The 20,270-nt window shown below is 67.2% G+C and carries 15 protein-coding genes and 1 pseudogene; 15 read left to right on the forward strand and 1 reads right to left on the reverse strand.

Annotated elements, in window-relative coordinates; all coding sequences use genetic code 11:
- Positions 1-30: 30 nt before the first annotated feature.
- The 5 genes from HGI30_RS10770 to HGI30_RS10790 all read left to right on the forward strand — a co-directional run bounded on the left by HGI30_RS10770 (position 31) and on the right by HGI30_RS10790 (position 5,499).
- On the forward strand, positions 31-828 hold the full coding sequence (locus HGI30_RS10770) for an ABC transporter ATP-binding protein (RefSeq protein ID WP_168907563.1): 798 nt from the start codon (positions 31-33) through the stop codon (positions 826-828).
- 68 nt (positions 829-896) lie between these two features.
- A complete protein-coding gene (locus tag HGI30_RS10775; protein ID WP_168909833.1) occupies positions 897-1,721 on the forward strand; it encodes an ABC transporter permease in 825 nt (274 codons plus the stop codon).
- Between the two features lie 160 nt (positions 1,722-1,881).
- Complete coding sequence (locus HGI30_RS10780; RefSeq protein WP_168907564.1) at positions 1,882-2,877, forward strand: aromatic acid exporter family protein; 996 nt, start codon at positions 1,882-1,884, stop codon at positions 2,875-2,877.
- Positions 2,878-3,063: 186 nt separating this feature from the next.
- Positions 3,064-3,630 (forward strand): outer spore coat protein CotE, encoded by a 567-nt coding sequence (locus tag HGI30_RS10785; protein WP_168907565.1) that lies wholly within the window; start codon positions 3,064-3,066, stop codon positions 3,628-3,630.
- Between the two features lie 174 nt (positions 3,631-3,804).
- A complete protein-coding gene (locus HGI30_RS10790; protein ID WP_168907566.1) occupies positions 3,805-5,499 on the forward strand; it encodes a putative amidoligase domain-containing protein in 1,695 nt (564 codons plus the stop codon).
- A 268-nt stretch (positions 5,500-5,767) separates the two neighbouring features.
- Here HGI30_RS10790 and HGI30_RS10795 read toward each other — a convergent pair whose 3' ends face one another.
- Positions 5,768-6,397, reverse strand: coding sequence for a LysE/ArgO family amino acid transporter (locus HGI30_RS10795; RefSeq protein ID WP_168907567.1), 630 nt, complete (start codon positions 6,395-6,397; stop codon positions 5,768-5,770).
- A 141-nt stretch (positions 6,398-6,538) separates the two neighbouring features.
- Here HGI30_RS10795 and HGI30_RS10800 point away from each other — a divergent pair, with 141 nt between their 5' ends.
- The 10 genes and pseudogenes from HGI30_RS10800 (at position 6,539) to qoxA (ending at position 20,256) form a co-directional block, all read left to right on the forward strand.
- On the forward strand, positions 6,539-7,993 hold the full coding sequence (locus tag HGI30_RS10800; RefSeq protein WP_328805267.1) for an aminotransferase-like domain-containing protein: 1,455 nt from the start codon (positions 6,539-6,541) through the stop codon (positions 7,991-7,993).
- Between the two features lie 237 nt (positions 7,994-8,230).
- Complete coding sequence (gene mutS, locus HGI30_RS10805) at positions 8,231-10,996, forward strand: DNA mismatch repair protein MutS (RefSeq protein ID WP_168907569.1); 2,766 nt, start codon at positions 8,231-8,233, stop codon at positions 10,994-10,996.
- A gap of 52 nt (positions 10,997-11,048) precedes the next feature.
- A pseudogene (gene mutL / locus HGI30_RS10810) lies at positions 11,049-13,207 on the forward strand (DNA mismatch repair endonuclease MutL).
- A complete protein-coding gene (locus tag HGI30_RS10820) occupies positions 13,204-14,001 on the forward strand; it encodes a class I SAM-dependent methyltransferase (protein ID WP_168907571.1) in 798 nt (265 codons plus the stop codon). The pseudogene mutL and the gene HGI30_RS10820 overlap by 4 nt, the downstream one beginning before the upstream one ends.
- On the forward strand, positions 13,973-14,980 hold the full coding sequence (miaA, locus tag HGI30_RS10825) for a tRNA (adenosine(37)-N6)-dimethylallyltransferase MiaA (protein WP_168907572.1): 1,008 nt from the start codon (positions 13,973-13,975) through the stop codon (positions 14,978-14,980). The genes HGI30_RS10820 and miaA overlap by 29 nt, the downstream gene beginning before the upstream one ends.
- Positions 14,977-15,222 carry an RNA chaperone Hfq gene (gene hfq / locus HGI30_RS10830; RefSeq protein ID WP_028598361.1) on the forward strand — a complete coding sequence of 82 codons (246 nt, stop codon included), beginning with the start codon at positions 14,977-14,979 and terminating at the stop codon, positions 15,220-15,222. The genes miaA and hfq overlap by 4 nt, the downstream gene beginning before the upstream one ends.
- 150 nt (positions 15,223-15,372) lie before the next feature.
- Positions 15,373-18,027: a transglycosylase domain-containing protein gene (locus HGI30_RS10835; RefSeq protein WP_168907573.1), complete on the forward strand. Its 2,655-nt coding sequence runs from the start codon at positions 15,373-15,375 to the stop codon at positions 18,025-18,027.
- 43 nt (positions 18,028-18,070) lie between these two features.
- Positions 18,071-18,769: a peptidylprolyl isomerase gene (locus tag HGI30_RS10840; RefSeq protein WP_328805268.1), complete on the forward strand. Its 699-nt coding sequence runs from the start codon at positions 18,071-18,073 to the stop codon at positions 18,767-18,769.
- 95 nt (positions 18,770-18,864) lie between these two features.
- Positions 18,865-19,095, forward strand: a complete 231-nt coding sequence (locus HGI30_RS10845; protein WP_168907574.1) for a hypothetical protein — start codon at positions 18,865-18,867, stop codon at positions 19,093-19,095.
- Between the two features lie 174 nt (positions 19,096-19,269).
- A complete protein-coding gene (gene qoxA, locus HGI30_RS10850) occupies positions 19,270-20,256 on the forward strand; it encodes a cytochrome aa3 quinol oxidase subunit II (protein ID WP_168907575.1) in 987 nt (328 codons plus the stop codon).
- The last annotated feature ends 14 nt before the right edge of the window (positions 20,257-20,270 follow it).

The raw sequence follows: 20,270 nt of genomic DNA on the forward strand, positions 1-20,270 counted from the left end.
CCGCTAGGCCGGCGAGAGAGGAGGAAGCGGATGGCGGAGAAAGACGGCATGCTGGAGCTGCGATCGGTATCCCATGTCTATGTCGGCCGGCAAGGAGCGTCGCTGGCCGTGGAGGACCTCAGCCTGACCGTCGCCGAGGGCGAATTCGTCAGCCTCGTCGGCCCGAGCGGCTGCGGCAAGACGACCGTGCTCAGCCTGCTCGCGGGCTTGCTGAGGCCGGCTTCCGGTGAGGTGCGGATGGGCGGCAGGGAGGTCGAGAAGCCTTCGGCCAAAGTCGGCTACATGCTGCAGCAGGACTGCCTGCTGCCATGGCGCACGATTCGCGACAACGCCGCGCTCGGCCTCGAGATCGGAGGGGCATCCGCCGCCGGGCGCGCCGCGGCCGCCGAGCGGCTGCTCGCGGAGGTCGGGTTGGACGGAACGGGCAGCCGCTACCCCGGCGAGCTGTCCGGAGGCATGCGGCAGCGAGTGGCGCTGGCGCGCACGCTCGCGCCGGACCCGGAGGTGCTGCTGCTCGACGAGCCGTTCTCGGCGCTCGACATGCATATCAAGATGCAGCTGGAGGATCTCGTGCAAGCGACGCTGCGCCGGCTCGGCAAGACGGCCGTGCTCGTCACGCACGATCTGGCGGAGGCGGCGGCGATGAGCGACCGCGTCATCGTGCTCGCGCCCCATCCCGGCCGCATCCGCGCCGAAATCGCCGTGCCGCCGGAGCTGCGGGCGCTGGCGCCGACGGAGGCGCGCAAGCATCCGGCGTTCCAGGCCGTGTTCGACGAGCTGTGGCGCGAGATGGGCGCCGGAGAAGCGGAAGGAGGCGAGGCGGGATGAACGAGCTCGATCTGTGGAGCGGAAGCAGCGGCTCTCCCGGCCCTGGCCGCAAGGGCGGACGCAAGCGCATGTCGCTGTCGTCGATGCCGGAGAGCGGGCTCGCGGAGCTGCACCGCCGCTACCTGAGGCGCAGCCGCCGAATCAGCGCCGCCGTGCTCGGCGTGCAGCTGTTCGTGCTGGCCGCGCTGCTCGTCCTCTGGGAGGCGGCCGGACGGCTGCGCTGGATCGACCCGCTGCTGTTCAGCTATCCGTCCAAGATCGCCGGGCTGCTCGCCCGCTCGTCGGCCGACGGCACGCTGTGGCCGCATGTCGGCGTGACGGTGGCGGAGACGGCGTCGGGCTTCCTGCTCGGGACGCTGCTCGGCACGGCGCTGGCGGCGCTGCTTTGGTGGTTTCCATTTTTGGCCCGGGTATGCGATCCGTATCTGGTCGTGTTCAACAGCCTCCCGAAGGTGGCGCTCGGGCCGATCTTCATCGTGGCGCTCGGGCAGGGCTTCGTCTCGATCCTGGCGGTGACGCTCACGATGACGGTCATCGTGACGACGATCGGCATCTACAACCGGTTCCGCGACATGGAGCCGGGACTCGTGAAGGTCGTGCGGCTGCTCGGAGGCTCCCGCTGGCAGCTGTTCCGCCTTGTCATCCTGCCCGGCTCGTTCCCGGTCATCATCTCGACGCTCAAGGTGAACGTCGGGCTGGCCTGGGTCGGGGTCATCGTCGGCGAATTCCTGGTCGCCAAGGAAGGGCTCGGCTATCTGATCATTTACGGCTTCCAGGTATTCAACTTCACGCTCGTGCTCTCCACGCTCGTCGTCATCGCCGTCGCCGCGACGCTCATGTACCAGGGCGTGGCGCTGCTGGAAAAGCGGATCGTCTCCGGCGGACGCGACTAGCGGCGAAGCGGCGGCATGCGCCGCCGGGACGGGTTGACGTCCGGCCGGGGACGCTCTACGATGGAAGAAAGGCGAGCCGGACAGCTCCGCCGCCAGCCGCACGCCGGCTGCCGGCGGAGCTTTTTGGCGAGATCGGCGGGAAAGCGGGCGGATGCGGAGCATGGGATGGATCGGATGGAGAGTGGCCAAAACGGCTGCGGCGGTAGCGGCGGCGATCTCGACGGCGCAGCTGCTTGACCTGGAGCAGCCGCTGTTCGCCGGGGTGCTGGCGATTCTCGGCGTCGAGGCGACGAGGCGCAGCGGGCTGCGCAGCCTGTTCGAGCGCGTCTGCGCCTCGCTGCTCGCGCTGGCGGCGTCCTCGGTGCTGTTCGAGGCCCTCGGCTACGCGGTCTGGACGGCGGCGGTCTACGTGCTGCTCGTCTTTCCGGTGCTGTCGCGGCTGAAGCTGCAAAGCGGCATCGTGCCGGGAAGCGTGCTCGTGTTCCATGTGTACGCCGCCGGCGAGGTGACGGCAGGACTGCTCGTGAACGAGGTGCTGCTGCTGCTCGTCGGGCTCGGTCTGGCCTCGCTCATCAACAATCTGTACATGCCGGGCGAGCGCAGCCGGCTGGAGGAGCTGCGCACGCTCGTGGAGGACCGCTTCGCGCTCCTGTTCGCCGGCATGGCGTCGGTCATGCGCGATCCGGGCACGCTGTGGGACGGAGCGGAGCTGCTGCAGGCCGACGGGCTTGTCCGCGAAGGGCTCGAGCGGGCGACGCGGGAGCGGCACAACCGGCCGTGGGAGCCGCGCTTTTACTGGACGGATTATTTCGGCATGCGGCGCAGGCAGCTCGAGAGCATCGGCACGATGATGGAGCTGCTCGCTCATGCGTACGACCGGGCGGCGGTCCCGCAGGGCGAGCTGATCGCCCGGCTGCTGGAGACGATGGAGTCGGCCATCCGCTCGGATTATTATGAAAGCGGGCCGCGCGAGGCGCTGCGCGCGCTGCGCGAGGGCTTCCGCTCGATGGAGCTGCCGCGCACGCGCGAGGAGTTCGAGGTCCGCTCGGCGCTGCTTCAGCTCACGGTCGAGCTCGACCGCTTCCTCGACACGGCAAGCCGCTTGAAGAAGCGGCGCGACGAGAGCGGCAAAGAGGCCGCCGAGCCGGTCCGGTGAGGCCGGATCGGCTCGGAGCCCCTTTTTTTCGGCCTGCGGCCGCGCCTTTGTCATGTTCCGCATGCCTGCCCCATACAATGAACCAGGGATAATTCGTTGCGGCGTCCGGATGAAGAAAGCAGTCACCCTAGACGAATGACCTGCATACACTTGTAAGGAATGATGGCATGGAGGAGGTTAAACGAAATGACGATTGCAGATAAACAGCTTCAGACTAGAGAGATCATCACGAAAGCTGTCTGCGGGAAAGGTCGCAAGTTCTCGACGGTGTCCCATACCGTCACTCCCCCTCACCGCCCCACCAGCATCCTGGGGGCATGGGTAATCAACCACCAATACGAGGCGGTTCGGTCGGGAGACGGCATCGAAGTGGTCGGATCGTACGACATCAACATCTGGTATTCCTACAACAAGAACTCCCAGACGGATGTCGCGAAGGAGACGGTCTCCTATGTCGAGAACATTCCGCTCTCCTACGTCGACCCGAAGCACCGGGCTTCGACGGAGGAAGTGTCGGCGGAGTCGACGCAGGAGCCGAACTGCATCGAGGCGAACATCTCCTCGAGCGGTTCTTCGGTCGTCGTGCGCGTGGAGCGCGAGTTCAGCGTCGAGATGATCGCCGAGACGAAGGTGTGCGTAGCCGTCATCCCGGGCGGCTGCGACGACTTCGACGGCAAGGACAAATACGGCTACGACGACGGTGACGGCAGCTTCGAGGATCTGGATCCCGATCTGCTCGACGACGAGCTGTAAGCGGGAGCTGCGGGCTCTTACTGCAGGGTATGCAGGCAGTCGGAACGATTCGAGGGCGAAAGCCCTCTTTTTTTCATCTGCGGCCGCCCGGATCGGCGGGGCTTGGATCGCTCGAGCCGCATGCGGCTCCGGCGCAGCCGCCGTCCGATGGCGGGAGCACGGGAGGGATGCGCCATGGCGGGAAGGCTGTGGCTGTGCTGCGGCGATGAGGCGGACCCTGGCGCGGAAGAAGGAATGTCAGGCAAGGCGCGCGGAGGGGCGGACGGCAGCGGGGCTGGCGAAGCTCCTTCGCTGCCGGGGACGGTGCGCTGGCGGCCGGGAGCGCGGCTGTCCCGTCACGACGCCGTGCTGCTCTGGGGAAGCTCGCGCTGGAGCGGCGGCGCGGCGGTGGACGGCGGCAGCCCTTGGGTGCTGAACGCCGGAGCGGCCGCAGCCGCGGCGATGCCGCCGGAGCGGATGGCGGAGCGGCTCGGCCAAGCCGGCATCCGCTCCGGGCGGGCCGGCGAGGAGCAGCGGCTGGACGAGCGGACCGGGCGCGGGGAAGCGGCAACCGGTCCGGGCCGGCTCCACTGGATCGGGGTGTTCCACCTGGAAACGCTCTGGGCAGTCCGCGTCCGCTCCGGCGCCGGGCTGTCCGGCATGCAGGCCGCGTCGTTGCCGGACCTGCAGGATCCCGAGCTGCGCCGCGCCGGCCGGCTCGCCTGGCGAGCCGCCTATGAGCTCGGCTTGGACGCCGGCGAGCTTCTCGTCCGCATCGCGGACGACGGCCGCATGCGGCTCGAAGGGCTGCGGCTTGCGGGCTGCCGCTCCTTCCGGCCAGCCGGCCCGGGAGGCCTCCCGCCCGAAGCGGCGCGGCTGCGGCCGCCGGGCGCGGAGCGCTGGGCGGAAGCCGTGGAGCGGCTGGCGGCCGCGGTCGCGGCCGAGGCCGAACGGGCTGGCGGGTCGGCGAGGCCGCTACGCATCGGAGCCGACCCCGAGTTTCTGCTGCTGCGCGCCGACGGACGGGTCGCCTCCGCCTCCCGGCTCGGCGGCCTGCACAGCCCGGTCGGCAGCGACGTGCTCGTCGCCGGGCAGAGCCTGCGCCAGCCGGTCGGAGAGCTGCGCCCCGAGCCGGCTTTCGAGCCGGAGGAGCTGCTGCGGCGCATCCGCCGGCTGCTGGCGCTGGCGTCGCGCCGAGGCGCGGGAGAGCCGGGGATGCGGCTCGCGGCAGGCGGCATGCCGGTGCCGGGCATCGCGCTCGGCGGACATGTGCATTTGAGCGGCCTCGAGCTGACGACGAGGCTGCTGCGCGCGCTCGACAGCTATGCGGCGCTGCCGCTCGCGCTCGCGGAAGATCCGTGCGGACGAGGGCGGCGTCCGCGCTACGGCACGCTCGGCGACTGCCGGCGGCAGCCGCACGGGGGCTTCGAGTACCGCACGCTGCCGAGCTGGCTCGTCTCGCCGGCCGCCGCCCGCTACGCGCTGGCCGTCTGCATGCTGGCGGCGGAGGACACGGCGTGGCTGGAGGAGCTTCCGGCAGCGGAGCCCTCCTATGCGCAGGCGTATTATGCGGGGGACCGGGAGCGGCTGATCGGCTGCTTGCCGCGCTTACGGGCCGGGCTGCAGGCCGCGCCGTCGTACGCGAAGCATGCCGCGCTGCTGGAGCCGTTCCTCGACGCCGTCGAGGCGGGGCGGCGCTGGGAGGAGAAGGCGGACATCCGGCTGCGCTGGGGCATTCCGATCGCGGAGGGCAGGAATGCAGCCCGTCCTGCGATCGGGGCCGAGGCGCCGGCGCACGGATGGCAGGCGGCGCCGAACGGCGCCGCCGTCAGGCCGGAGGCGGCCGAAGGCGCTGCTGGAGCGCCGGCGAACGTGTTCGAACGCGGCTGATCCGGCCGCAATCCTCGCCAGGGAGGACGAAGAGGCTGTCCCGCTGAAGCGGAGACAGCCTCTTTGCCGATCCGATACGTCTTGATTATCGTGATGATGGACGAAAGCGAGCTTGCCGAGCTGCCCGGGTGCGAGGACGAAGCTTCCCGATGCCCCGATAAACTTTAGGCGAGGGAGAGGGAGAGGGAGAAGGAGAAGGAGAAGGAGAAGGAGAAGGCCTCAACGCCGGAACGACAGCGTGAAGCGGCTCCGCCTTCTCGCTGCGCGCTTACAGCCCGAGGCGGCTCAGCAGTCCGGCGGCCATGACGGCGGCCATCGCCCAGAGCGTCAGCGCGGACAGGCGTCCGAGAGCCGCCATGATCCGGACGCTTCCTTTCATTCGTCCGATCAGCCGGCCGGCTGCGGCCAGCGCGGCGAACCAGATCCAGGAGACGGCGATGCTGACGAGGGCGAAGATCGTCTTGTCGGCGCCATCGTAGGCGAGCGAGCCGGTCCCGATGACGCCGGCCGTATCCAGCAGCGCATGCGGATTGAGCAGCGATACCGAAGCGGCATAAGCCGCCTGTTTTCGGCCCGGTAGCGCCGGAACGGCTGCCTGCGGATCGGCGGGAGCCGGACGGCTGCGCCACTGGGAATACCCCATGACGATCAGAAAGACGACTCCCGCCGCGTAAAGCGCGGCCGCGAGCAGCGGATGGCTCAGCGCCGCGAGGGAGACGCCGAAAACGGCCGCGGCGATCAGCAGCGAGTCGCAGGCGGCGGCCGTGGCGACGGCTGGCCATGCCCGCAGCAGCCGGGGCTGGGTCGCGCCTTGGCTGAACAGGAACAGGTTTTGCGGCCCGAGCGGAAGGATGAGTCCAAATGCGAGGACAAAAGCGTGCCAAGCAGCGGTTGACATTCGGACAAGCCTCCTTGGGTGCGGATGGTCGGCTCGTTCCAGTGTAGCCGCGCGACGAGGCGTCGTCTCCATTCAATTGGTTGCGATCTGCCCCGACCAATCTGCTATACTGGGGCAATCAAGCGGATGGAGGTGGCGGCGGTGCCGAAGCGCGGAGAAAGGCACAGCAAGGAAGCTGTGCCGCTTTACCGGCAGATCCAGGAGGAGCTGCGGACGAAGATCGTAACCGGCGAATGGCCTCCCGGCACGCGAGTGCCGCCTCAGCGGCAGCTGGCGGAGCGCTACGGCGTCAACCGCAGCACGATCGTCTACGCGCTCGGCGGGCTGGCCGCGGACGGCTGGCTGCGGGCGGAGGTCGGGCGCGGCACGACGGTAGCCGCGGATGTGTGGAGGGCAGGCGCGGATTCGCCCCCGCCCGACTGGGGACGGTACGTCAGGGACGGCCTGCATGCGCCCAATCTGGAGCTGATCCGGCAGATCAACGATGCGGAGCCGGATCCGTCTCTGCTGAGGCTCGGCACAGGCGAGCTCGCCCCCGAGCTCCTGCCCTCGGCCGGCATGCAGCGGCTGCTGGCCGAGCGGCCGGGGAAGCTGCCGCTCGCCTATCCGGAGCCGCGAGGCAGCTTGCGTTTGCGCGAGGCCGTCAGCGAGAGGCTGGAGGCAAAAGGCATCCGCGCCTCGCCGTCGTCGGTGCTGATCGTCTCCGGCGCGCTGCAAGGCCTGCAGCTGATCGCGCTCGGGCTGATGCGGCACGGCTCGACGCTGCTGGCGGAGCAGACGAGCTATCTCGGCTCGGTCCAAGTGTTCCGCACGGCCGGCGTCAAGCTGATCGGGGTGCCCTTGGACCGCTCTGGCATGCGGGATGACGAGGCGCGCAGCCTGGCCGCGCGCCACCGGGCGTCGATGCTGTACGTCCAGCCGTCCTTCCACAACCCGACCGGCATCGTCATGCCGGAGCGGCGGCGGGAGAAGCTGCTGCAAGCTTGCGTCGGGGCAGGACTGCCGGTCATCGAGGACGACGTGTACGACGACCTATGGCATGAAGGGCCGCCGCCGGCCGCGCTGAAGGCGAGGGACCGGCAAGGACTCGTCCTCTATCTGGACAGCGTCTCGAAGTCGCTCGGTCCGGGACTGCGCATCGGCTGGATCGCCGGGCCGGAGCCGGTCATCGAGCGGCTGGCCGACGTCAAGATGAAGTCCGACTACGGCTCGAGCTCGCTCTCGCAGCATGCCGTGGCCGAGTGGCTGGCCAGCGGCGAGCAGGAGCGGCATCTGGCGTTCTTGAGAGCCGAGCTCAAGGCGAGGCGGGATCTGGCGCTGGCGGCGCTCCGCGAGCATGCGTCGGATCTGGCGGATTGGAGCGCGCCTCAAGGCGGCTTCTATATCTGGCTGGCGCTGCGCCGCCCGCTGCCGATGCCCAAACTGTTCGAAGCGGCGCTGCGTGCCGGCCTGCTCATCCATCCCGGCGAAGTGTACGCGCGCGGCGACCGGCAGCATCTGCGCCTGTCGTTCGCCTATGCTCCGCCTGCCCTCCTGCGCGAAGGCATCCGCGAGCTGGCGGCGCTGATCCGGCCATTCGATTCACGGAATAAATAATTAGTGGAGCTAATTATTTATGGAGCTAAATGACTGGCGCTGCATGAGTCCGCCATGCCTTCCATGGCGGCGGCTGCGGGACATGGCCGACAAGCCGTTCGAGGCGGTTCGAAGCGGTGCGGCGCGGCATCTGGCGCGTTTCCCCTTTTGTACGGAGTCCGATCTGCTGGTATAATGAAGGTCGGTTTTCATAGAATGCAGGCGATGCGCGTCGAAGCCTGCCCAGGAGGTACGCACGTGGCCGCTTTGACCCCGATGATGCAGCAATATTTATCCATAAAGGACGAAGCCAAGGATGCGTTCCTTTTCTTCCGCCTCGGCGACTTCTACGAATTGTTCTTCGACGACGCGGTGCTCGCCGCCAAGGAGCTGGAGATTACCCTCACCGGCCGAGCGGGAGGCGGCGAGGACCGCATTCCCATGTGCGGCGTGCCGTACCACTCGGCGGAGGGATACATAGCGAGGCTGATCGAGAAAGGCTACAAGGTGGCGATCTGCGAGCAGGTCGAGGACCCGTCCGCCGCCAAAGGCGTCGTCAGGCGCGAAATCGTCCGGGTCGTCACCCCCGGCACGGTGATGGAGAGCAAGTCGCTCTCCGACAAGGCCAACAACTACATCGTCTCCGTCGCCGCGGAGGCGGGCGAGCTGGCGCTCGCCGCTTGCGACCTGTCGACCGGCGAGCTGTACGCGACGTCGTTCGGCGAGGCGGCGGAGCTGCTGCTGGACGAGATCAACGTCTATGGACCGGCGGAGATCGTCGGCGACGCCTCCGTCCTGGAGCTGCTCAGGTCGATGCCTTCCGCCGCGGTCCGGGCGCTCTATACCGAACGCTCGCCGATGGACGAGGATGAGCTGCGCCGGCTGCTGCCGGACGGAGCGCTGAACGGCCTGCTGCCGGCTCGAGTCCGGGCCGTCTCGCTGCTCGCGGGCTATCTGGCCGAGACGCAGAAGCGATCGCTCGGCCATCTGCGCCCGGTGCAGGGCTACGAGCCGAGCCAGTACCTCATCCTCGATCCGTTCACCCGGCGCAACCTCGAGCTGACCGAGACGGTGCAGGGGCGCAGCCGCAAAGGCTCGCTGCTGTGGCTGCTCGACCGCACCAAAACGTCGATGGGCGGCCGCCTGCTGCGCCGCTGGATCGACAAGCCGCTGCTGTCGGCCGCTGCCGTCGAAGAGCGGCTGGAGGCGGTCGCGGCGCTGCATGCCGACCTCATCCTGCGCGAGGACATCCGCGCCGAGCTGGACGGCATCTACGATCTCGAGCGCCTTGTCGGCCGCGTCGCCTACGGCACGGCGGGCGGACGCGACCTGTCCGCGCTGAAGGCCTCGCTGGAGCGCGTGCCGGGCCTGCTGCGGCTGCTCTCCGGCTCCGGCTCGTCGACGCTGAGCCGGCTTGCGAACGGCGTCGACGATTGCGGAGACCTGCGCGAGATGATCGACACGGTGCTCGTGGACGAGCCGCCGGCGTCGACGCGCGAGGGCGGGCTCATCCGCGCCGGCTACGACGATTACCTGGACCAGCTGCGCGAGGCCAGCAGCAGCGGCAAGCGCTGGCTCGCCGACCTCGAGCGCCGCGAGCGCGAGGCGACCGGCATCCGCTCGCTCAAGATCGGCTACAACAAGGTGTTCGGCTATTTCCTCGAGGTGTCCAAAGCCAATCTGGCCGCCTTGCCCGAAGGCCGCTACGAGCGCAAGCAGACGCTCGCGAACGCCGAGCGCTACGTTACGCCGGAGCTGAAGGAAAAGGAACGGCTCATCCTCGAGGCCGAGGAGAAGATGACCGACCTCGAATACAGCTTGTTCCTCCAGCTGCGCGACCATATCGCCGGCGAGCTGCACCGCCTGCAGGCGCTGGCGGACGTCGTCGCCCGCGCGGACGTGCTGCAGTCGCTCGCCGCAGTCAGCGCCGAGCGCCGCTACGTGCGGCCGGACATGAGGGAGGAGTACGCCCTGTCGATCGAGGGCGGCCGCCATCCTGTCGTCGAGGCCGTGCTGGAGGGCGCGCCGTTCATGGCCAACGGCGCCGAGCTGAGCGAGGACGGAGCCCGCGTGCTGCTCATCACCGGCCCGAACATGGCGGGCAAGAGCACCTACATGCGCCAGACCGCGCTCATCTGCATCATGGCGCAGATCGGCTGCTTCGTGCCGGCGCGCTCGGCGCGCCTGCCGCTGATCGACCGCGTCTTCACCCGCATCGGGGCGGCGGACGACTTGGCCGGCGGACAGAGCACGTTCATGGTCGAGATGCGGGACATCCAGCAGATGACCGACAAGGCGACCCGTCGCAGCCTCGTCATCATCGACGAGCTCGGGCGCGGCACGTCGACGGCGGAGGGGATGAGCATCGCGCAGGCGGTGATCGAGTTCCTGCACGACCGGACCGGCTGCAAGGCGCTCGTCTCGACGCATTTCCACGAGCTGTCCCATCTGGAGGAATCGCTCCGCTACCTGCGCAACGCCAGCATGGCGGTCAAGGAAAGCGGGGGCGACGTGACGTTCCTGCGCAAGCTCGTGCCCGGGGCGGCCAGCACGAGCTACGGCATCTATTGCGCGCGCCTCGCCGGACTGCCGGAGAGCATCATCGGCCGCGCCTACGAGCTGCTGGAGGCTCATGAGGCGCCGGCGGCGACGGGCCGCCCCGGCAGGCAGCGGGACGATGCGGCCGCAGGACCGGCCGCGCGCGAGGCCGCTGCGGCATACGTGGCCGAGGCCGAGCCTGCCGGAGGCGGGCTGCCGCAAGGCGAGCTGCCGCAAGGCGAGCCGGTGACGGCGGCGTCGATCGGGCACGGAGCCGAGCGGCCTGCCGCCTCCGGAACGGCGGTCCAGCTGTCGATCTTCGGCGAGCCGGAGCCGCCGGCTGCCGGGGGAGGCAAGAGGCGGGGAGGCCGCGGCGCCGATGCCGCGGACGAGCTGGCGGAGCGGCTGCGCAAGCTCGACCTGTTCAACCTGACGCCGATGCAGGCGATGCAGTGGCTGAACGAGGAGAAGGGCCGGCTCGGCTGAGCCGGGACCGAATCGCGCGGCAGTCAATTTTCGGACAAGGGGGTGGAGGAAGATGGGCAAGATCCATGTGCTGGACGAGCATCTGGCGAACCAGATCGCCGCGGGCGAGGTCGTCGAACGGCCGGCCTCCGTCGTCAAGGAGCTGGTGGAGAACGCGGTCGACGCCGGCGCGACCTCGATCGACATCACGATCGAGGAGGGCGGGCTGAGCATGATCCGCGTGCAGGACAACGGCAGCGGCATCGAGCCGGAGGATATGGAGACCGCGTTCCAGCGGCATGCGACGAGCAAGCTGCTGAGCGATCGCGACCTGTTCCGAATCGCAAGCCTCGGCTTCCGGGGCGAGGCGCTGCCGAGCATCGCCGCCGTCGCACGCGTCGAATGCGTCTCCGCGAGCGGCGACAGCGGGCTCGGCCGACGCATCTGCATGGAAGGCGGGCAGCTGACGGCCGACGAGCACGCCGGCGCTTCGCAGGGGACGGACATGACCGTCCGCGACCTGTTCTTCAATACGCCCGCCCGACTCAAATACATGAAAAGCATCCAGACCGAGCTCGGCCACATCTCGGACTACATCTACCGCATCGCGCTCGCCCATCCCGGCATCGCCTTCTCGCTGACGCATAACGGCGGCAGCCTGCTCCGCACGTCCGGCACGGGCGATCGGCTGCAGGTCATCGCCGCCGTCTACGGCACCGGGACCGCCAAGGCGATGCTGCCTCTGCGCGGCGAGCATGCCGACTACGAGCTGAACGGGTACATCTCCAAGCCGGAGCTGACCCGGGCGAGCCGCAGCGCGCTGACGACGGTCGTCAACGGTCGCTACATCCGCAGCTTCGCCGTGCAGTCCTCGCTGCTGGCCGCCTACCACACGCTGCTGCCGATCAACCGCTACCCCGTCGCGGTGATGGAGATCGGCATGCACCCGGGACTGGTGGACGTCAACGTCCACCCGTCCAAGATGGAGGTGCGGTTCAGCAAGGAAGCCGAGCTCAAGGCGTTCGTGGAGGAAACGGCGCGCGCCGCGCTCGGCGGAAGGCGCCATATTCCAGGTCCCGAGTCCGGCCGGGGCGAGCGCTCCGGTCCGGTGTACCGGCAGGAGCAGCTGCGCTTCCACCAGCCGGAGCCCGGCTTCGCCGGGCAGCCGGCGTCCGAGCCGCCCGTCGGCGCCGGAGCCGCCTCCGGCGGCAGCGCCGCCGCCGAGACGGCGGCCGCGAGCGCGCCTGCCGCGGGTAGCGCGCCGCCGCGCGCGGACGGCGCGCGCGGCGGCGCATCCGCTCCGGCGCGCAAGGGCCCCCGCCCGGCAGCGTCGCCGCCGGGCCATGGCGGCCGCCCGCCGCGCAGGCGCCGGCGGTGCCGCCCGATGCGGCGCAGCGGCTTTACGCGCCCGCTGCAGGCGCCTTCGGCGCCGCTGCCTGGCGCGAGTCCGCCGCCGCCGGCTATGCGGAGGCGCCTGCCGGCGCCTCATCCCCGCCGCCCGGCGCCGCCGCCGCGCCACACCCCGGCGCGCCGTCCCTCGGCGCTCCCGCCGGCGCCGCTGGCGCGAGCGCGGTACCGCCGCCGGACCTCGCGGGTGAGCCTGCCGCCCCGGCGCGCGGCGACGCGCCAGCAGCCGAAGCCTCCGGATTCCCGGAGCTGAGCTGGGTCGGCCAGCTGCACGGCACCTACTTGATCGCCCAGAACGAGGAAGGCATGTATCTGATCGACCAGCATGCCGCCCATGAGCGCATCAACTACGAATATTACTACCGCAAGTTCGGCGACATCAGCGGCGAGAGCCAGCCGCTGCTGCTGCCGTTCACGCTGGAATATACGAGCGCGGACGCGCTTCAGCTGGCCGAGCGGCTGCCGCTGCTGGCGGAGGCGGGCGTCGAGCTCGAGCCGTTCGGTCCGCAAAGCTTCCTCGTCCGCTCCCACCCCCACTGGTTCCCCAAGGGGCAGGAGCAGGAGCTGGTCGAGGAGATGGCCGATTGGGTGCTGCGCGAGAAGCGCGCCGTCGACATCGCCAAGCTGCGCGAGGAAGCGGCGATCCTGTGCTCGTGCAAAGCTTCCATCAAGGCCAACGACCGGCTGAGCCGCGAGGAAGGGGAGACGCTGCTGGCGAGGCTCGCGGCATGCGCGCAGCCGTATACCTGTCCGCACGGCCGCCCGATCCTCGTGCATATCTCCGTCTATCAGCTGGAAAAAATGTTCAAGCGGGTGATGTCATGATCGTAACGACGACGGATCAGCCGTCGGCGGCGATGCTGGAGTCGGCGGCCCGTCTGGCCGTGGAGCTCGGGGCGCGGCTCGAGCCGCGCCGTCGGCGCACGCTCGGACAGCTTGCCGCACAGGCGGGGAGCCGGGAGCTGCTCGTCGTGACGAGCACGCAGCTGCGCTATTACGGCGGCCCCGAGGAGCCGCCGTTCTATTTTCATCCGAGCATGGCCTACGTGCGGGTCAAGAGGCTGCGCAAGGGCGAGGCCGATCCGCTCGTCGAGCTGTCCGGCGTCCGCCCGGGCGACCGGGTGCTGGACTGCACGGCCGGGCTCGCCGGCGATTCGATCGTGTTCGCCTATGCGGCCGGTCCGGACGGCGAAGTGATGGCGCTTGAAAGCGAGCCGGTGCTGCATGCGGTCGTGCGCGACGGACTGCGGACGTACGAGACGGAGCTGCCCGACGTGACGGCCTCGCTGCGCCGCATCCGCGCGGTGCGCGCCGATCATGCGGAGTACCTCCGCTCGCTCCCGGACGGCAGCTTCGACATCGTCTATTTCGACCCGATGTTCCGCGATCCGGTACACGAGTCGAGCTCGATCGGCCCGCTGCGCGGCCTTGCCAATGCCGAGCCGCTGAGTCCCGAGGCCGTCCGCGAGGCGGTGCGGGTCGCGCGACGCGCCGTCGTGCTCAAGGAAACGAACCACAGTCCCGAATTCGACCGGCTCGGCTTCGTCCGCTGCCCGGGCAAGAAGACGTCGGCTGTCGGATATGGAGTGATTGCAATTGGCAAGCCTGACCCCGCGTAAGCCGCCGCTGCTCGTCCTGCTCGGACCGACGGCGGCGGGCAAGACCAAGCTGAGCCTCGAGCTCGCACGAGCCTACGGCGCGGAGATCATCTCCGGCGATTCCATGCAGGTGTATCGGGGCATGGACATCGGCACGGCCAAGATCAAGCCTGAGGAAACCGAGGGCGTGCCGCATCATTTGATCGACATCCGCGATCCGCGCGAGCCGTATTCGGCCGCGGACTTCCAGGAAGCCTGCTCGCGGCTCATTCCGGAAATCGCCGGCCGCGGACGGCTGCCGTTCATCGTCGGCGGAACGGGACTGTACATCGAGTCGGTCTGCTACGGCTACCGCTTTTCGCAGGCGGCGTCGGACGAGGCGTACCGGTCCGAGCTTCAGGCCTTCGCGGATGCCCGCGGCCCCGAAGCGCTGCATGCGAGGCTTGCGGCCGCCGATCCCGAGAGCGCCCAGCGGCTGCATCCGAACGACGTCCGCCGCGTCATCCGCGCTCTGGAGATCCTGCACCTGACGGGGGAGACGATGAGCGGCCAGCTGGCCGGACAGAAAAAGGAGTCGCCCTACGAATTATGTCTGCTGGGACTGACGATGGATCGGGCCGAGCTCTATCGGCGCATCGAGAGGCGAATCGACGCCATGATGGAGGAAGGGCTCGCGGATGAGGTCGCCCGGCTGCTCGCATCCGGAGTGCCGGACGACGCGGTCGCGATGCAGGGGCTCGGCTACAAGGAGCTCGTCCCGTGGCTGCGAGGAGAGTCCGATCGGGAAGAGGCGGTCGAGCTGCTCAAGCGCGACACGAGGCGTTTCGCGAAGCGGCAGCTGAGCTGGTTCCGCCATATGAAGGACATCGAGTGGATCGACATGGGGGAAAATTTTCACAACAATTTGAACCGCATCCATGCTATACTAGCAGGAAAGCTAGGCTTCGGTCTTGAATATGCCAATAACCAATCTTCTTGTGACGGGGGTAACTCTCAATGAACAAATCCATCAATATTCAAGATACGTTCCTGAACCAGCTGCGCAAGGACAGCATCCCGGTGACGGTCTACCTGACGAACGGCTTCCAGATCCGGGGCGTCATCCGCGCCTTCGACAACTTCACGATCGTCATCGACTCGGACGGACGCCAGCAGATGGTTTACAAGCATGCCATCTCGACGTTCACGCCGCAGCGCAACGTATCGCTGATGCAGCAGGAGACGCCGGGCGCAGGAGCCTGAGCCCCCCGATGAAACCTTTCCCGTCATTTCCTCGTTAGTTGAATATCGGTCCGAAGAACAACCCTCTCTTTCGGCAGGGTTGTTCTTCTGTTTGCGGGGTATACCTATAACGGGAGAAGCTAGGACCGACCGGAAGGAGTCAAGGACCATATGCCAGAACAGAGAAAAAAAGGGGAAGGCCGCCCGTCCGGGGCCAAAGCGGCAAAAGGGCGCAAGCGCTCGCGCGTGAGCCGCAAGCGGAAATGGTTTTACGGATTGTTCTTTGCCGGCGCGCTAGGCGTCGTCTGCGCCATCGTCGGCTATCTGCTCGTCATCCTGAACGGCGAGCGCATTCTCGCGGCCAACCGCGACGTGCTGCTGCGCGGCGACGCATCCGCGATCTACGACTCGAGCAACGCCAAGATCGCGAGCCTCGCTTCCGTCAACTCGCAGGACGCGCAGTTCAGCGAGCTGCCGGAAATGCTCCGCAACGCGTTCATCGCGACCGAGGACAAGCGGTTCGAGAATCACTCGGGCATCGACGTGATCGGCATCGGCCGCGCCGTCGTCAAGGACATCATCGCGCGCAGCGCGGTGGAGGGCGCCAGCACGATCACGCAGCAGCTGGCCCGCAACCTGTTCCTCAACCAGGACAAGACCTTTTTCCGCAAGGCGACGGAAGCCTCGATCGCCGTCGCGCTGGAGAACCAGCTCAGCAAGGACGAGATTCTGACGATGTACCTCAACCGGATTTATTTCGGCAACGGGGTCTATGGAGTCAAGCTCGCCGCCAAGTACTATTTCAACAGCAGCCTGGAGGATCTCAAGCTGTGGCAGATGGCCACGCTGGCCGCGATTCCCAAGGCTCCGAGCTATTATAATCCGAAAGACGACGCGGAGCGCTCCGCCGGACGCCGGGCGGTCGTGCTGACGCTCATGAAGAATCAAGGCTACATCACCGAGGCTGAGATGGATGAAGCCAAGGCTGTCGTCTACAAGCCGTTCGACAGCTACAGCACCGGCAGCACGCGCAACAAGTTCATGAGCTACGTCGATTACGCCATCAAGGAAGCGGTCCAGGTGACGGGCCGCACCGAGGACGAGATCCGCCTCGGCGGATTCAAGATCTACACGGCGCTCAACGCGACGGCTCAGCAGACGGTGGAGGATGCGTTCGACGACGACAGCAACTTCGAAAAATCGCCCGACGACCAGAAGCAGCAGGGCGCGATGGTCATCATGGATCATAGCGACGGCTCGATCAAGGCGATGATCGGCGGCCGCGACTACGTCCGCAAGGGCTGGAACCGCGTCACGGTGCCGCGCCAACCGGGCTCGGCCTTCAAGCCGATCACCGTCTACGGACCGGCTCTCGACACCGGCGAGTACACGCCGAGTTCCATTATCCGCGACGACAAGAAATGTTACGGCGATTACTGCCCGACCGACTCCAACCGCATCAAGTACATCGGTCCGGTGTCGATCGCCCAGTCGCTCAAGGAATCGCGCAACGCCTCGGCGGTGTGGCTGCTCAACGAGATCGGCGTCGGCAAGGGCATCGCCTTCTCCGAGAAGCTCGGCATGCCGCTCGACAAGGCGAAGGACCGCAACCTGAGCATCGCGCTCGGCGGCCTTACGACCGGCGTCTCGCCGCTGCAGATGGCGACCGCCTACAGCGCCTTCGCCAACGACGGACGCTCGGTCGACGCGCACACGATCGTGCGCATCGAGAGCTCCGACGGAGCGACGATCTACGAGTATGCCGGTCCCAAGCCGAAGCAGCTCATGAAGGAAGAGACGGCCGCCTACATGACGCAGATCATGCAGGGAGTCATCCAATCCGGCGGCACCGGCAGAGGGGCGGCGATCGACCGTCCTCTCGCCGGCAAGACGGGCACGACCCAGCACGGCATCCCCGGGCTCAAGTCGAGCTACAACCGCGACGCCTGGTTCGTCGGCTACACGCCCGAATGGACGGCTGCGGTATGGATGGGCTACGACAAGACGGACAAGGAGCATCTGCTCAAGAAAAGCAGCTCCGCGGCGGCGACCCTGTTTTCCAAAGTGATGGAGCGGGCGATGAAGGACGTGCCGAGAGGCTCCTTCGACAAGGCTCCGGCTCCGACTCCCCAGACCCCGCCACCGGGCGAACGGCCCGATCAGGTGCTGGACCTGCAAGGCCGCTATGACGAGAACGCGATGCTCGTCTCGCTGAGCTGGTCGCCGGTCGAAGGCGAGGGCATCAGCTACCGCATCTTCCGCAAAGGAGAAGGCGAGGCGGATTATGCCCGCATTCTTGACGCGGCTTCGCCGGAAGCGGCGGATATGGCGGTCGCTCCGGGCATGAGCTATGAATACTACGTCACCGCCTATGACGATGAGGGGGGACTCGAAAGCGTTCCTTCGGCCAAAATCTTCGTGGACATTCCGGGAGTCGAGCTTACTCCGAGCCCGACGCCGAGCGAGCCGCCGATGACGGAGCCGCCGGCCGAGGAAGGCCCAGGCAGCGGAGAAGGTCCCGGCAACGGCAACGGCAATGGAAACGGCAACGGCAACGGCAATGGAAACGGCAATGGCAACGGCAATGGAAACGGCAACGGCAATAACAGCGGCGGCAATCGTCCCGGCGAAGGCGGCAGGCCGGGAGACGGCAACGGTTCCGGCGGCGCGGAGCCGACCGAACCGCCTGTTCCGACGCCGACGCCGACTTCGACGCCGACTTCGACGCCGAGCGAGCCGGCCGGCTCGCTCGGTGGCCAGCCGTCGGCTGAAGGTCCCGCCAGCGGCGGCGAAGCCGCTCAAGGAGCCGGCTTCGTCTCGCCATGACGCCGCTCGGCAACCCATCAACCAGCAAAGGATGATTCGATACATGAACCGCATGCATGCTTCCCTGTCCGCCTTGCTGCTCGCCTCCGCCCTCGTGCTGGGCGGCTGCGGCGCCAAATCCGACCAAGACGCCTCCGGCGGAGCCGGCGGCGCTCCTGCCGGAACGCCCGTTCCGTCCAGCTCGCCGGCACCGTCGGCCGAGCCCTCCAAGCAGTGGGACAAGGCCCCCGACATGGCCATCGACCCGAACAAGACCTACAAAGCCGTCGTCAAGACGACGGAAGGCGAGTTCACGATCAATCTGTTCGCGAAGGACGCTCCGCAAACCGTCAACAACTTCGTCTTCCTTTCCAAAGAGGGCTTCTACGAAGGGGTCGTGTTCCACCGCATCATCCAGGAGTTCATGATCCAGACCGGAGACCCGACCGGCACCGGCGCGGGCGGTCCCGGCTATTCGATTCCCGATGAGCTGAACAACGGCCACTCCTACGTCAAGTACGTCGTCGCGATGGCCAATGCCGGCCCGAATACGGGCGGCAGCCAGTTCTTCATCGGCACCGGCGACAGCGTGCGCGGCCTCGACGCCCAGCCGAACTACGCGATCTTCGGCGAGATCGAAAGCGGACAGGACGTCGTGGACAAGATCGCGGCGACGCCGGTCGGCCCGAGCGATGCGGGCAACGAGGTCAGCAAGCCGCAGACGACGGTCAAGATGGAGTCCATCGAGATCCGCGAGAGCTGACGATGTCGGCGGTCCGTGACAAGGATCACCATTGTCGGTGAACATTCCGTGAACTTCCTCATATGCTGAACGATAGCAGAAGGGGGGAGTTCCTCATGGACAAGCGAATGACGATGGCGGCCATGCTTCAAGGCTATGCGTGGGCGCTGGCCGCGATCGGAGCCGTGCTTTGCCTCTTTTTCCTCAGTCCGTTCAACGACCGCAACCTGCCGCTCATGCTCGGCATGGGCTGCCTTGTCGCCTCGCCCGTCGTCATGATCGCGGCAAGCATGTTCCCTTTATCGGAAGAAGTCGCCGACGACGGGCAAGATAAGACAAATCATTGAACAACGTATTACGGAATTCGCACAAAAATAAGACGGATTCGTTAACAGGGACGCGGAATCGCGTCCTTTTTGATATGCTGTTTTCGAGAGAGGGAACCGATTCGTTGCGGTCGGCAGGGGATGGTCCCGAAATGTGGGTAATAAGCATCGAGATGGCTAAAGGGAGATGAAACAATGAAAGCTGCACGCAAGCGGCTCCGCAGGCTCGGGACAGTCCTGGCCGGAGCCGGAATGGCCGTATTCCTGGCCGGGTGCGAAAATCCGATCGTCCTCGATCCACAAGGACCGGTCGCGGAAATTCAGAAGGGTTTGATCTGGATCTCCATCCTTCTATGTGCCGTCGTCGTCGTGCCGGTACTGGCGATCTTCGCCTATATCGTCTGGAGATACCGCGACAAGCCGGACAACAAGGCGCCGTACGAGCCGAACTGGTCGCACAGCACGAAGCTCGAGGTGATCTGGTGGACGATCCCGATCATCATCGTCCTGCTGCTCGGATACTTCACCGTGCGCGATACGTACAAGCTCATCAAGCCGCCGGCCGAAACGGCGCATGTCGAGCCGGTGACGATCCAGGTCACGTCGATGGACTGGAAATGGCTGTTCCAATATCCGGACCAGGGGATCGCGACGGTCAACTACCTGAACATCCCGGAAAAGACGCCGATTCAGTTCGTCCTCACCTCCAATTCGGCGATGAACTCGTTCTGGGTGCCGCAGCTGGGCGGCATGATGTATACGATGCCGGGAATGGCCATGCGGATGTGGCTGCAAGCAGACGGCACGGGCGAGTACTACGGCTCGGGCGCCAACTTCTCCGGCAGCGAGTTCGCCAAGATGAACTTCAAAGTCAAGTCGATGTCGCAGGACGACTTCGACGCCTGGATCGACAAGTCGAAGCAGGAGCCGGCCAAGCTGGACCGCGAGGCTTACCAGCAGCTCGCCGTGAAGGGCACCGCGCCGATCCAGACGTTCGGCGATATGGAGCCGACGCTGTTCAGCTCGATCGTCATCAAGAACGGCGGCCATCACCATCCGGCGAACGGCCTCGACATCCGCGGCGCGTTCCCGGTCAAGCAAGACAAGCAGGACAGCTCCGCCGGCGGCAGCCAGGCGGCTGATTCCGCGGCGTCCGGCGAACAGCCGGACTCGAGCCAATAGGCGGCAAGGGGAGG

Origin of the sequence: Paenibacillus albicereus, assembly GCF_012676905.1 — a bacterium.
GTDB classification, from domain to species: domain Bacteria; phylum Bacillota; class Bacilli; order Paenibacillales; family Paenibacillaceae; genus Paenibacillus_O; species Paenibacillus_O albicereus.

Coding starts and splice junctions, on each gene's coding strand:
- HGI30_RS10770 (WP_168907563.1), top strand. CDS start 31: ATGGCGGAGAAAGACGGCATGCTGGAGCTGCGATCGGTATCCCATGTC.
- HGI30_RS10775 (WP_168909833.1), top strand. CDS start 897: ATGTCGCTGTCGTCGATGCCGGAGAGCGGGCTCGCGGAGCTGCACCGC.
- HGI30_RS10780 (WP_168907564.1), top strand. CDS start 1,882: ATGGGATGGATCGGATGGAGAGTGGCCAAAACGGCTGCGGCGGTAGCG.
- HGI30_RS10785 (WP_168907565.1), top strand. CDS start 3,064: ATGACGATTGCAGATAAACAGCTTCAGACTAGAGAGATCATCACGAAA.
- HGI30_RS10790 (WP_168907566.1), top strand. CDS start 3,805: ATGGCGGGAAGGCTGTGGCTGTGCTGCGGCGATGAGGCGGACCCTGGC.
- HGI30_RS10795 (WP_168907567.1), bottom strand. CDS start 6,397: ATGTCAACCGCTGCTTGGCACGCTTTTGTCCTCGCATTTGGACTCATC.
- HGI30_RS10820 (WP_168907571.1), top strand. CDS start 13,204: ATGATCGTAACGACGACGGATCAGCCGTCGGCGGCGATGCTGGAGTCG.
- hfq (WP_028598361.1), top strand. CDS start 14,977: ATGAACAAATCCATCAATATTCAAGATACGTTCCTGAACCAGCTGCGC.
- HGI30_RS10835 (WP_168907573.1), top strand. CDS start 15,373: ATGCCAGAACAGAGAAAAAAAGGGGAAGGCCGCCCGTCCGGGGCCAAA.
- HGI30_RS10840 (WP_328805268.1), top strand. CDS start 18,071: ATGAACCGCATGCATGCTTCCCTGTCCGCCTTGCTGCTCGCCTCCGCC.
- HGI30_RS10845 (WP_168907574.1), top strand. CDS start 18,865: ATGGACAAGCGAATGACGATGGCGGCCATGCTTCAAGGCTATGCGTGG.
- qoxA (WP_168907575.1), top strand. CDS start 19,270: ATGAAAGCTGCACGCAAGCGGCTCCGCAGGCTCGGGACAGTCCTGGCC.